The sequence below is a fragment of the Bacillus sp. FSL R9-9410 genome (genome assembly GCF_038050385.1).
In the GTDB taxonomy this organism is placed as follows: Bacteria; Bacillota; Bacilli; order Bacillales; family Bacillaceae_G; genus Bacillus_A; species Bacillus_A cereus_U.
Genome location: NZ_JBBOTV010000001.1, coordinates 3,230,586 through 3,243,863, shown reverse-complemented (window position 1 = coordinate 3,243,863; position 13,278 = coordinate 3,230,586). Strand labels below are relative to the sequence as shown.

The following is a 13,278-nucleotide window of genomic DNA, read 5'->3' as shown; positions in this document are numbered from 1 at the left end:
AACAAAAAACTGTCGTTTTTTAAAACATTTTATCGAAAAGTTTACAAAAACTTAACATAACTCTCATTGTTGTATTAATAATATTAATACTGAATAGTGAATATCTTACTTGTAGAATGTCCTTTTCTTGCAAAAAGTATGAATGTGAAAGAAAAGCTTTACACTATAGGAACGACTACGTTATTATAATAAATTTAAAAGGAGGTATATTCTTCCTTTTAAAAAGAAGAGTGTAAACAAATGAAGGAAGTGAACGAATGAAATTGAAGAACACTCACTTTAAAAAAACGCTTGAGTGGTTCAATAAGAGGAAGAAACTACGCAATTCATTAATTGTATTGGGAAGTTTACTTGCTACTCTATTTATTGTTGTAAATATAATAATTTCCATTCAAGATATATCTGAATTAAAACAAGCTGTTCCACAACCGACTTTAATTTATGATGCAAATAATGAAGTTGCGACTAAATTAGCTTCTTCTAAAACAGAAGGGGTCAAAAGGAAAGATATTCCTGATATTATGGTTCAAGCAATTGTTGCAGTAGAAGATAAGGAATTTTTTAGTCATCATGGTATTTACTATAGTGGAATCATAAGTGCTGTATTTAAGAACATTACAGCCGGTGAAGTTGTGGCAGGTGGTAGTACAATTACACAACAACTTGCGAAAAATGTATTTTTAACGCAAGACCGTACATTCTCGCGTAAAATAAAGGAATACTTTCTAACGAAAAAAATAGAACGTACTTATACGAAAGATGAAATTGTTGAAATGTATATGAATCAAATTTATTTTGGTGAAGGTGCTTGGGGGATAAAAAGAGCAGCTAAATCTTATTTTGATAAAGAAGTAAAAGACTTAACGATTTCAGAAGCTGCAACGATTGCAGGATTAATTAAAGCGCCATCTGCGTATTCACCGTATAAAAACTTTAATAAATCAATTGAAAGACGTAATGTCGTATTAGGTTTAATGAAGGAGCAAGGATATATTTCTGAAGAACAATATAGTCAGGAGAAAGAATCAGGTCTTGTATTACGACGTGGTGTTGACGATAAATATAAGGGGAAATATTCTCAATACGTAGATTATATTGTTAGAGAAGCGATGGACAAGTATGAATTAACACAAAATGAAATTTTAGCAGGTGGTTATCGTATTTATACGGAACTTGACCCGAAAAAACAACAAGCGGTTGAAGATGTTGTGAATAATGATAGTTATTTTAAAGATAGTGGTTCAGATCAGCTTATGCAAACTGGAGTGGTCCTTATGAATCCAAAAACTGGCGGTGTTCCGGCTTTAGTTGGAGGTAGAGGTCCTTATCAATTTTTACAGTTTAATCATGCAACACAATTAAAAAGACAGCCAGGTTCAACGTTAAAGCCTCTTGCAGTGTATGTACCAGCGTTAGAGCAAGGATATGAAGTATACGATGTCTTAAAAGATGAACCATTTAATATTAAAGAATATGCACCACAAAATAGTGATCATATGTTCCATGGTAATGTAACGATGTATGAAGCAGTGGCAAAGTCATATAATGTTTCAGCAGTTTGGCTATTAGAGCAAATTGGATTAGATAAAGGATTGAAATCTTTAGAGCGGTTTGGTATTCCATTAGATCCTGAAGACCGTACGTATCCGATTGCTTTAGGAGGTATGCATGTAGGGACTTCACCATTTGTAATGGCTCAAGCGTATAGCGCACTTGCAAATGATGGTGTCCAAGTAGAAGCTCATGCCATTAGAGAAATCCAAAATGCTGAAGGGGAAACAATTGGAAAATGGTATAAGAAAGAAACTCGTGTGACGAACGAGAAAGTTGCCCAAAAGATGACATACTTATTAAAAGGTGTTATTGAAAGGGGAACAGGTGAAAAAGCGAAAGTTAATAATATCGATACCGCAGGCAAGACAGGGACTACCCAGCTTGTAAATGGACCAAGCACTGGTGCGAAGGATTCGTGGTTTGTTGGATACACACCGGATTTAGTAGGTGCGATTTGGGTAGGGTATGATAAAACGGATAGTGAGCATTATGTGCCAGGAGGCAGCCAAATTACAACGACAATGTTCCGGGACATTATGAAGAAAGCGAATGGAAATCCAACTCAAAAGGCATTTCAGTTATCACTAATACCTGAGGCGGATTATACAAAACAATTAAAAATGATTGAGGAAGAAAAACGAAGGAAAGAAGAAGAGAAAAAACGAAAAGAAGAGGAACAACAAAGAAAAGAACAGCAAAATGAATGGATAGATAAAGTAAAAGAGTGGATTCCATTTTGGTAAAAAAAGAGGCGAATAACGAGTTCGCCTCTTTTTTATGAGAAATGAGTGATTTTATCTCGATTCAAAATGTGGCAACAGAAAAGAAGTTAGGTGAGAATCGAGCTGCCTATAAAAATCTGATTGGTTTAACTTAATAATCAGTGGGGGTGGGAAAAGCGCCACTGATTACAGCTTCAGTTTATTTATTTAGCGTAACATTGGTCCTGCCGAAGGATTGAGAATCAAACGTGACGGTTATTATTCCTTTACTAATAGGTTCATATGGTAATTCCTCTTCGAAAATTCCAGTATTTTCATTATGGATAGAGAGTGTTATTTCATCAACATCTTTATTTTTATATTGATCTTTAATCGTTTCAGCGATTTGAAGTAGGTTTTCATAACTAGAAGCTTCTGTAACAAGCATTCCTTTTATAACTTTTTTTTCATTTTGTGTGGAAGAGGAATACGGGATGTTGTTTTGTTTTGTATACAGAAGTTCGTATGGAATTGTTTTTCTTTCTGCTTTTGAAACATTTGAATAATTTAGAGTTAAAAGAAACCCTATACATAAAATTATGCAAACCATAAGAACAAACCAAAAACGTGTCAGTGATATAATTCTCATTATCATCCCTCTTTCATGTCTTTGTCTTCACTATTTATCATACAAAAAGAGGATTAAGATAGAGTGAATTTGAGGTAAAGAAACGTAAAGAAACGTAAAGAAGGAGCACTTATCTTCCAAAGTAAGTGCTCCTTCTTATTAAAAGAGAGATTTAATATGCAATCAAAATAATACAAATTACTATAAATTAAATATTCTTGGTCTTTCAAAAATAAGATGAAAACTAAAAGTTAGTAAATTCGGAAGACTGATAGTGTAGCTGTTGTGTCACCAGTGTTAGGGATGGAAATAGTATTTACTGTAGGTTGTACAGAGATTGTTGTACCAGCTGTTAAAGTAATAATTGTGGAGAAAGAAACCGCACTACCGATAACGTTAGTTGAAAAATTACGAGTAGGTGGTTGACCGTTGAATGAAATACCGAATCCAAATGGTGAAGAACCCGGGAAGGTTGTAGATGCTGAGAAACTAATATCGTATACCCCTGTTTCTAAAATAGTTAAAGTATCTGAAGTGTCATTAAAAAAGAGATTATTTAGTTCGAAAACTTGATTGAATTGGATATTTGTTCCAGGTGATATAGTTTGTGGATTAGAATTTCCTATTGCACCTATAGTTACAGGTAGTGGTGTGCCCGACGGTCCAGTAGCGCCTTGGGATCCAGCCGGTCCTTGAATACCTTGAGAACCTTGAGATCCGGTAGCGCCTTGAGGACCAGCTGGTCCTTGAATACCTTGGGAACCTTGAGATCCAGTAGCGCCTTGAGCGCCAGCCGGTCCTTGAATACCTTGAGAACCTTGAGATCCGGTAGCGCCTTGGGATCCAGCCGGTCCTTGAGAACCTTGAGCGCCGGTAGAACCTTGAGATCCAGTAGCGCCTTGAGCGCCAGCTGGTCCTTGAATACCTTGGGAACCTTGAGGTCCAGTAGCGCCTTGGGATCCAGCTGGTCCTTGAGCGCCAACTGGTCCTTGAGCCCCTGCTGGCCCTTGAATACCTTGAGGTCCTTGAGCACCAGTAGTACCTTGAGCGCCAGCCGGTCCCTGAGCTCCTTGAGGCCCTTGAGGTCCAGTAGCTCCCGTAGGACCTATTGCTCCTCCGCCAAGGCAACCTGATCCATATTGCACTAGGATAGCTTGAATTTCTGTAATGAGCTTAACGAGTTTATCGATAGTACAGCAATCGATTTTGAATAACTTAGCAATATACAATAAATAATTAAGCAGACTTTGTAGTTCAACGTATAATGCTCCGCATGAGAAAGGTGATGTCTTTAGGATAGTTAATAAGTTAGTAATAATAGAGTTTCCGATTTGTTCTTGTGCAGGTGATAAATCTAAGCAACTGAGGAATTTTTGAAGATTATTTAGGAGATCAATTAGTTTATCAATATTATCTTGAGAAGGGTTTTGAAATACAGCTTGAATATTTTGACCAAGAGCTTGAAGAAGTCTAACATACTCTTTAAGTTCGGACTTAGAGATATTAATATAACTGCAAGCTCTTACTTCGCAACAATCATTACCATAGAATACTTTCCCTTTATTTTTGTTGGACATTTTTTCATTCCTTTCTTTTATAGAATAAATAGTCTTTACTATATAATAAAATGAAAATTAAACTGAATTCGTGATGGACAAACTACTATTTCAAAAAAATAAGAAGTTTACCCATCTTGCGAAAACAAAGAAAAATTAAGAGGTAGAGAAAGATTTATATAAGTAAAAAAAGAATAGGCTATAATAAAAAAACTGCACGCCAATTGTTAGGTTATATCTAACAATTGGCGTGCAGTTCGTGGAACAGTCCAACATTTTTAACGATTAATTCTTTCGTGGTTTGTTTTAGGTAAAATTGGGATAGAAATAGTGAAAGTTGTACCATTTTGATTACTAGTAACTTTTAATGTGCCATTATGATTTTGAATAATTTTCTTCGTTACTGATAATCCCAGTCCCGTTCCTGAGTCTTTTGTAGAGAAAAACGGATCAAATATATATTCTTGAATAGCTGGAGGAATGCCGGTTCCATTATCTTTGAAAGTAATACGAACAAAATTATCTAAGAGATAACTAGTAATTTGAATAGAAAGAGGTTCTTCACCTTGAGCGTCGACAGCATTTTGAAATAAATTCAAAAAAACTTGCACGAGTTCATGGCGATCAATATTGACGAGTACACCATCTAATTCGGTAGAAAAATCATAGTCAATAGAAATGTTGTGCAAAAAAACTTCACTAGCAAGTAGTTGTTGAATATACTCGCGTAAAAACGTATTGATTGGAAAGTGTTCTCTAGTAAATTCACGCGTTTTTGAAATAGCTAAAAATTTTGTAATAATACTATTGGCACGATCTAATTCAGGGATGAGTAGACTTTTAAACAATTCTTTATTGGATGGAGAAACGCTATCTTGTAGAAATTGCAAGTACCCACGTACCGTTGTAAGGGGATTTCGTACTTCATGTGCAATCCCAGCTGCAATTCGCCCAGCTAGGGAAAACTTTTCGGCATCACGTTCTGTATTTAAATAATGAAATACACTAATAACTCGAAAAATCTCCCCATTATAATCACGAATAATACGGTTATTTACGATGCCATAGTTTTTGTCTAACACTTCCTCATTATATATTTCGGTTCCCGTTTTTAACGTTTCAATAGCTTTAATTTGTTCTTCAGGTAAGTTTAGTAATTGTTGAATTGGTTTCCCAATTATAGAATTTCGTATTACACCAAAATCATCTGCTGCAGCCTGATTACATAATGTAATGTTACCTTTATTATTAATAAAAGTGACGTGATGCGAGAATGCATCGAAAATATGAACAAAATGTTTTTCTAGTTGTTCAAATAAAAATAGTGAATCGCAAGTAAGCTGAAAGGTAGGCTCTTTATCTTTTTGTTGTATGTGTTGAATAGAATGAGATGTTCTCGTTTTTTTTATTTGTAAACCAATATGTGGATTTTTATATGTGAAATGATGTGGTAATTGATTTACAAGTTCTTCATATAACCGTACTTTATTTTCCAATTCTTTTATTCGATTTTCATGAGATAAAATAATATCGTCTTGAAGCATAAATAAATAACTCCTCAATTTAAAAATTCTTCCATCTAGTATATCATATTTTTATACGGATACTCTTAAAGAAAGAGCGACTTTATGAAAGTGATTGGATGGTATTTTTGTGAAGTAATATAGAATGAATGTAAGCTGAAGTTGGGAAGGGAGGAATTCGTTTGTTTTTTATTGGAGTGACGGGATGGGGAGATCATGATTCTTTATATAGTAATCCCTATGAAAATAGAAATAAATTGCGAACTTATAGTGAACATTTTCCCATTGTGGAAGTAGATAGTTCATTTTATGCGATACAACCTGAGCGGAATTATACAAAATGGGCGATGGAAACGCCGAAAGATTTTTCTTTTATAGTAAAAGCTTATCAAGGAATGACAGGACATATGAAAGGGGAAATCCCTTTTTCTACGTTCGATGAGATGTTTGATGTGTATAAACAATCAATTCTTCCTTTAATAGAAACGAATAAATTAAAAATGATTTTATTTCAATATCCACCATGGTTCGATTGTAAAGTGAAAAATGTAGATTTACTTCGATACACGAGAGAAAAAATGGAAGATTTCCCATGTGCAATAGAATTTCGAAATCAAACATGGTTTTATCCAGAAATGAGAGATAAGACGTTACAATTTTTAGAACAAGAAAAATGGATTCATACAATTTGCGATGAGCCTCAGGCAGGAATAGGCTCAGTACCGCTTGTATTAGAGGCAACAAACTCAGACATGGCGTTAATACGTTTTCATGGCCGGAATGTTCATGGATGGCTTGACAAAGGAGAAAATTGGAGAGCGGTTCGTTGTTTATATCGATACAATAATAATGAGTTGAAAGAATGGGTAAAACGATTAGAGCAATTGAAAAAAAAGACTAAGGACATATACGTTTTGTTTAATAATAATTCGGGTGGGGATGCGGCGGACAATGCGAAACACTTGATGGAAATGGCGAATATTACATATGGCGAGCCGAAACCAGAGCAATTAAATTTATTTGAATAAATACAAACAAGAAAAGCACTGTACAAACAGGGGGAATGTACAATGCTTTTCTATATGGAAAAGAGGGGTAACAATGTTACTGAGCGTTTGGTTGATTCATCAATTGTTGGCTTCATAATAAATGATAATGGTTATCATTATCATAGTCAATAGTTTTTCGGAAAATAAATAAAAAAAGAACAGCGATTATGAAGTGACCCCTAAAAGTTAGACACGGTTATTTCATTAGGCTACTTGATCCAAATGAGTCCGGTATTGTACCGGGCTCATTTTTAATTTTGCCTTAATCCGTTTCTTATTATAATAATCTATATATTTTTCTAATTCTATTTTAAAATGCTCTATACATTCAAATTCTTTTATATAGAGGAACTCCGACTTCATAATCCCAAAGAAATTCTCTATTACTGCGTTGTCGTAACAGTTTCCTTTTCGAGACATACTCTGTACGATAGCTCTTGATTCAAGTGTACGGACGTACTGTCTCATTTGATAATGCCATCCTTGATCCGAATGCATCAGTAGCTGGTGGTTTTCAGGTAAACGTTCTAATGCTTTCTCTAACATCTCTGAAACAAGTGAATACGTCGGTCTAGAACCAATTGTATAGGTAATAATTTCACCATTATACAAGTCTAATACAGGTGATACATACAGTTTTTCTCCAAACAATTTAAACTCTGTGATGTCTGTTACCCATTTTTGATTCGGTGCATCTGCATAAAAATTACGCTCTAAAATATTGGGTGCAATTTTACCGACTTTCCCTTTATAGGATTTATATTTCTTCATACGCACAACACACTTTAATCCAAGCTCTTTCATAATACGTTGCACCTTTTTGTGATTCACTTTCTGACCACGATTCGTTAACTCATCACGAATACGACGGTAGCCATAACGACCTTCATTCTCCTCATAAATCGCTTTAATCTCAGCTTTCAAATCGGCATCTACATCTGGGCGATTCATTTTCTTTACTAAATCATAATACGTGCTTCGTGGAATATTAGCTAACTCCACGAGTGCCTTCACCGAATATTTATGCCTTAATTCATAGACTACTTGCGCTTTGTCTTGTTTAGTGACTTTTCCTTGTTTTGAACTAAGGCATTCAACTTTTTTAAGTACTCATTTTCCATTTCAAGCTGTTTAATACGTGCTTCAAGTGCTTCGACTGACCCTTTAGCTAAAGCTTGTTTTAATTGTTTATTTGAATCTTGTTTCATGGATGGACGCCCCTTTTTCTTAGATTGAAGGGCATCAATTCCTTGTGTTTCGAGTTGTTTTTTCCAAACAGAAATCGTTGAAGGGGCAGGAATGTTAAAGATAGCTGCCGTCTCAAATAAGGACATACCGTTTTCAATCATAAAGTTTAGTACGTCTAGTTTAAATTGTTGTGTGTAATTTGTACATCGTTTTAGAAAAGCTTCCACACCATTCTGCTTATATTGGTTTACCCAATTCAAAATGATTGTGCCACTTATACCGATCGCTCTACCCATTTCTCGATAACTTTCATTTCCGTTCAAATAACGTAGAACGATTTGTATTTTTTCATCAGCTGTAAATTTAGCCATAGAAAAACTGCACCTCCAGTTGTTAGACTGTGTCTAACAATTGGGGTGCAGTTCATTACTGCTGTTCTTTTCCATTGACGAATTGTTGTAAATCAAAAGGAGTTATCGCTTGGATAAATTCCTTTGAGATAAGTGTTTGAACAAGAGTGCTTTCAGAAATTGTAGCACCTGTTTTCTTTTCATAAGATTTCTTTAATAAATCAAGTTTTTCAGCCGTTTCTTTCGGTAATTCAATTGTTAATGTGTTCATAATTTCTCCCCCTTACTATTAGATTACCACTACAGTATAGGAGAGACAAGAAAAGAGAATATGAAACATAAAAAAGGTTACCAAATTTACAAATGGTAACCTTTTTTATGTATAAGAGTTATTAAGCAATACCGATATACTTTAAAGTTTTTGATGGAGTACTGTGATCAAAGAAGTGTTGTAAAAATGCAATATCAACACCTGATTTGTATGCACAATAGCCCCAAGTTTTTCGAAGTGTATGTGAGCTAATCCCTTCTAATCCAACTTCTTTTGCAGCTTTGTTTAAAATGTACCATGCATGTTGTCTCGTAATAGACTTTGTTCCTTTTTGAGACTTTAATAATGGTTCATTACGTTTCCAAGTTTTACGTTCTTTCATGTAGTCTTCGATTGCGTGCTGTAAGTCTTCATTTACAGCAAACCATTTATGTTTCTTTACTTTTTCATTGTAAAATAAAATGGAATGGCGAACATTTTCATTTTCATCGATTACATCACTAACTTTTAATTGTAAGATTTCACTTACTTTTAAGCCAGAATTTACAGCTAATACGAATAATAAGCCATCACGTTTCGAAGATTGTAAAAGTATATTTTTGATAGTTTCTAATTGTTTTTCGTTTTGAATAGGTTGTCCTGCTTGTTTCATTTCACGCACTCTCCTCTTTTATATGTGTAAAGGAAAGGATTAACTTGTTTCTTACTATAAAGGGAGAGTGTGAATTTCATGTGAACTCCTAGTGAAATTAAGACAAATTATTTGACTTCTTTCACTTTTTGTAAATTAAAATAAAATACAACGCTATTAGTGGTATTATACACACCGTATTCGGCGCGATGGAGATCTAAAATGTTTTTCACAATGGATAACCCAAGGCCAGTACCTCCAGTATGACGGCTACGAGAAGCGTCTAAACGGTAGAAGCGATCCCAAATTTTTTCAAGGCTTTCTTCTGGAATAGGATTACCTGTGTTTTCAATTTCGATTTTCACTGTATCTTCCGTTTCTACAACAGAGACGTGTATTTTTTCACCATCTGGAGTATATCGAATTGCATTGCTAAGTAAGTTTACAACGACTTGCTCAATACGGCTACGATTTGCTTTAACAAATAGAGAAGAGTCAGAGTGGATGTCCACTTGTAAATGTTTTTCCTCCATACTAAATAATAATTTTGTATAGACTTGTTGAATTAATTCACCGATCGAGAATGTTGACATTTCTAGTTTGTACGTACCTGATTCTAGTTTTGCTAATTCTAACATTTCAACAATGAGCCTGTTCATATTATCTGTCTCTTCCAAAATAACATTTGTATAATATGTCGTATCTTTACTTACGCCATCTTGAATACCTTCAGCGAAGCTACGAATAACACTAAGTGGTGTTTTTAATTCATGAGATACACCAGAAATGAATTCTTTTCTCGTTTTTTCCAATTGACGTTCGCGTTCAATATCTTGTTGTAATTTTGTATTGGCAACATTTAATCGGTCGATTCGATCTTTTAAATTTACAGAGAGTGTATTAATACTACTTGATAAACCGCCAATTTCATCGTCTGCTGTAACAGGTAACTTCTCGCTAAAATCAAAGTTGGCCATTTTTTTTGTAACGCGATTTATCTTAATTAATGGTTTAACAATGATTTTTGAGTAGTAGAAGGATAACAAAATAATAACGAGAAACACGATAATTAAGGCATAGACATAATAATCTTTTAAAACGAGCATCGCTTCATTAACAGGTTGTAAAGATGCTATCACAAAAGCGTACTCCTTAATTTCTCCGTTTTCCATAATAGGTTTTACAAAGACACTGTTTTTTATATTTTCCCCACTATCTAAAATATACGTGTTTAATTGATTTGAATTAGAAGTACCTTGTCTAATAGTTCTTGCAAAATATTGAACAGCTTGTAATGTTTCAAAATCCTTTGCAAGACGAACCTCAGTCTTGGAAGGAAGCTGTAATTTAGATATTACCCCAGTAAAATGGATTGGAGAACCAGTATTATCATATCGATTTTTAAGTTTATTTTTAGATGGATTACCACTAATGGATTGAAAATCTGAATTGAATTGTTCATTTTCCCATCTAGTATTATTAGTTATTAATTCTTGAGGGGTTATTATATTATTCGGTTGGAGTAGTCCGTCTACATAAATTATTCCATCTTTTTTTAATCCTAAGTTTGCGAATTTATTATATTCTTCTGGTGTTAAAAGATTGTTAAGGGGGATGGAATAGGTTTTATTATTGTTAGGGTTAATCACATCAATGTAAAAACTGTTTTCACTTTTAATAATTCCGTTAGAATCTAAAAATTGAATTTCGGCATTTGTTTTATCATGAAATTCTTGTTTTAACTTTCTAGTTTCCTCAAAGCCTTGGTCGCTTTTCTCGTAATTATCTACGAATTTTTCAAAAGCCGTTTGAACGGTTTTTACTTTCTTATTAATATAGAACTTCTCTAAAAATAGAGATTGTCCAAGGAAAAAAAGGAGAAATATGATTGTAAATAAAGTTGATGTTAATAAAAATAGTTTAAAGACGATGCTTCTGTTCTTCACTGTTTCACCTCGTATGAAAAATACTGTAATATAAATGATTTCTTAATTATAACAAAGGTTACAAAAAAGTAGAGGGGATAAATCTGTCTCTCTCTAAAGTAGTTTTTTATAGAAAGTCACATAAAGAGAAGGTGCAGTGACTGTCGAAGTATTTTAGCATAAAAAAGAACTCGCCAGACGTATGACAAGTTCTTTAGTGTGCTATTGCTGAATTGCTGCATCTAAAGCGATTTCAATCATTTCGTTAAATGTAGTTTGACGCTCTTCAGATGTTGTTTCTTCACCAGTGAAGATATGGTCGCTTACTGTTAATACAGATAATGCGTTTACACCATATTTAGCTGCTAATGTGTAAAGAGCAGTCGTTTCCATCTCTACTGCTAATACACCGTAATCTCCAAGTTTTTTAACCATGTCCATGCTCTCACGATAAAATACATCTGCTGTTAATACGTTACCAACACGAACGTGTAATCCTTTTTCTGTTCCAGCATCGTAAGCTTTCTTTAAAAGATCAAAGTTTGCAGCAGGAGCAAAATCAAAACCTGGGAATGTTAAGCGGTTCATATTAGAATCTGTACAAGCCGTCATCGCAATAATAATGTCACGTACCTTAACATCTTTTTGAATTGCACCACATGTCCCAACACGAATTAAATTTTTCACTCCGTAGCTTTGAATTAATTCGTTTACATAAATAGAAATAGAAGGAACACCCATGCCTGTACCTTGAACAGATACACGCTTTCCTTTGTAAGTTCCAGTGAAACCTAACATGCCACGCACGTTGTTATAACAAGTAACATCCTCTAAAAATGTTTCAGCAATATATTTTGCACGTAATGGATCACCAGGTAATAGAATAGATTCAGCAATTTCGCCTTGTTTTGCTTCAATATGTACACTCATGAAAAATCCTCCTTATAATGTATTGATAGAAATCAATATCATTTGCATTATACACTACGACTCCTTTCAATTAAAATCTTTTTTATTTGTAATATGTGCAAAAGAGGAGGATTTCATAAATCATAATCTAGAATATATATTTAAGAGGTTTTGCATAGATAAAAACAATGAAAATGGTAGGTGATATTTTGAAAAATCTTGTCATTGGGCTTATTGCACTAGTACTTATTGTGGCAGGAGGATTTTACATAAAAAAATATCAAGAAACTGTAGAAACGACTGGAGATGTTCAAGAAGTGAAATGGGATGTGAAAAATAAAAAGGGAAATGAAAAAGTCGATATTTCGTTTCAATTGCTAAATAAAATGAATAATGAAGTTCGTGGTGTGAACGATCAAATTCGAGCAGTGATAGTGGATGGGAATTTGAAAAACATACAACAAACGAAGCCTATATTTGCTGGAAATGGATCGTATAAGCTATCTTCAGATGTAGCAAAAGGTGAAGAGTACACGATATTTTTGTATGAAGATGAAAACAAGTCCGTGGAATCATTTGCTAAGAAAGATTTTGGTGAAGAAAAAAAGGAGAAAAACAAGGACAAGAATAAAAAGAAAATACCTGTCGATACCGTACTTACAAAAAATATAGGAGAGCATCAAGTGTCTCTTTTATTTGGTGCATTACATCCGAATGAGGCAACGACATTAACATTTCAGTTTCAAGCGAAAAAGGGAGAAAAGCTGAAATTAAATTCAGGGAGAGGTGAAGTCAACGCTCTATATATCGTTGATGAAACGAGGAAACATTTTTTATACGCCATTCCTGTTGATACGGATGAACAATTACAATATCGTATTACATTTCCAGAAGAAGGAACATATAAAATATGGGGGGATTTCTATATAAATGGTAAGAAGTATGAAAAGGAGTTTAGTATACAAGTGCAAAAACGAAAAAACAGCTAAGTAC

General features: G+C 34.1%; 11 protein-coding genes. 3 read left to right on the top strand and 8 right to left on the bottom strand.

The window, feature by feature from the left end; translation table 11 throughout:
* Positions 1 to 257 precede the first annotated feature (257 nt).
* Positions 258 to 2,297, top strand: coding sequence for a transglycosylase domain-containing protein (locus tag MKX77_RS16830; RefSeq protein ID WP_341307270.1), 2,040 nt, complete (start codon positions 258 to 260; stop codon positions 2,295 to 2,297).
* Positions 2,298 to 2,475: 178 nt separating this feature from the next.
* On the opposite strand, the gene MKX77_RS16825 is transcribed toward MKX77_RS16830, so the two are convergent.
* The 3 genes from MKX77_RS16825 to MKX77_RS16815 form a co-directional block, all read right to left on the bottom strand.
* Complete coding sequence (locus MKX77_RS16825; RefSeq protein WP_341307269.1) at positions 2,476 to 2,904, bottom strand: hypothetical protein; 429 nt, start codon at positions 2,902 to 2,904, stop codon at positions 2,476 to 2,478.
* A gap of 230 nt (positions 2,905 to 3,134) precedes the next feature.
* Positions 3,135 to 4,460, bottom strand: a complete 1,326-nt coding sequence (locus tag MKX77_RS16820) for a Gly-Xaa-Xaa repeat protein (RefSeq protein ID WP_341307268.1) — start codon at positions 4,458 to 4,460, stop codon at positions 3,135 to 3,137.
* 257 nt (positions 4,461 to 4,717) lie between these two features.
* Positions 4,718 to 5,983, bottom strand: a complete 1,266-nt coding sequence (locus MKX77_RS16815; protein WP_341307267.1) for an ATP-binding protein — start codon at positions 5,981 to 5,983, stop codon at positions 4,718 to 4,720.
* A 161-nt stretch (positions 5,984 to 6,144) separates the two neighbouring features.
* Between MKX77_RS16815 and MKX77_RS16810 the strand changes: the two genes are divergently transcribed.
* On the top strand, positions 6,145 to 6,990 hold the full coding sequence (locus MKX77_RS16810) for a DUF72 domain-containing protein (RefSeq protein ID WP_341307266.1): 846 nt from the start codon (positions 6,145 to 6,147) through the stop codon (positions 6,988 to 6,990).
* 225 nt (positions 6,991 to 7,215) lie between these two features.
* Here the strand turns inward: MKX77_RS16810 and MKX77_RS16805 are convergent.
* The 5 genes from MKX77_RS16805 to deoD all read right to left on the bottom strand — a co-directional run bounded on the left by MKX77_RS16805 (position 7,216) and on the right by deoD (position 12,306).
* Positions 7,216 to 8,570 (bottom strand): IS3 family transposase gene (locus MKX77_RS16805; protein ID WP_341306157.1). Its coding sequence is split into 2 segments (ribosomal slippage): positions 7,216 to 8,117 and positions 8,117 to 8,570, totalling 1,356 coding nucleotides; the frame shifts between segments, so codons are not numbered across the junction.
* 55 nt (positions 8,571 to 8,625) lie between these two features.
* Positions 8,626 to 8,820, bottom strand: a complete 195-nt coding sequence (locus MKX77_RS16800) for a DUF3924 family protein (RefSeq protein WP_002149425.1) — start codon at positions 8,818 to 8,820, stop codon at positions 8,626 to 8,628.
* Positions 8,821 to 8,941: 121 nt separating this feature from the next.
* Positions 8,942 to 9,472: a tyrosine-type recombinase/integrase gene (locus MKX77_RS16795; protein ID WP_000806236.1), complete on the bottom strand. Its 531-nt coding sequence runs from the start codon at positions 9,470 to 9,472 to the stop codon at positions 8,942 to 8,944.
* A 107-nt stretch (positions 9,473 to 9,579) separates the two neighbouring features.
* Entirely contained in the window at positions 9,580 to 11,397 is a 1,818-nt protein-coding gene (locus tag MKX77_RS16790) for a sensor histidine kinase (protein WP_215555747.1), read from the bottom strand.
* A gap of 201 nt (positions 11,398 to 11,598) precedes the next feature.
* Positions 11,599 to 12,306: a purine-nucleoside phosphorylase gene (gene deoD, locus MKX77_RS16785; RefSeq protein WP_002158622.1), complete on the bottom strand. Its 708-nt coding sequence runs from the start codon at positions 12,304 to 12,306 to the stop codon at positions 11,599 to 11,601.
* A gap of 173 nt (positions 12,307 to 12,479) precedes the next feature.
* Between deoD and MKX77_RS16780 the strand changes: the two genes are divergently transcribed.
* Positions 12,480 to 13,274, top strand: coding sequence for a hypothetical protein (locus MKX77_RS16780; RefSeq protein ID WP_341307975.1), 795 nt, complete (start codon positions 12,480 to 12,482; stop codon positions 13,272 to 13,274).
* The last annotated feature ends 4 nt before the right edge of the window (positions 13,275 to 13,278 follow it).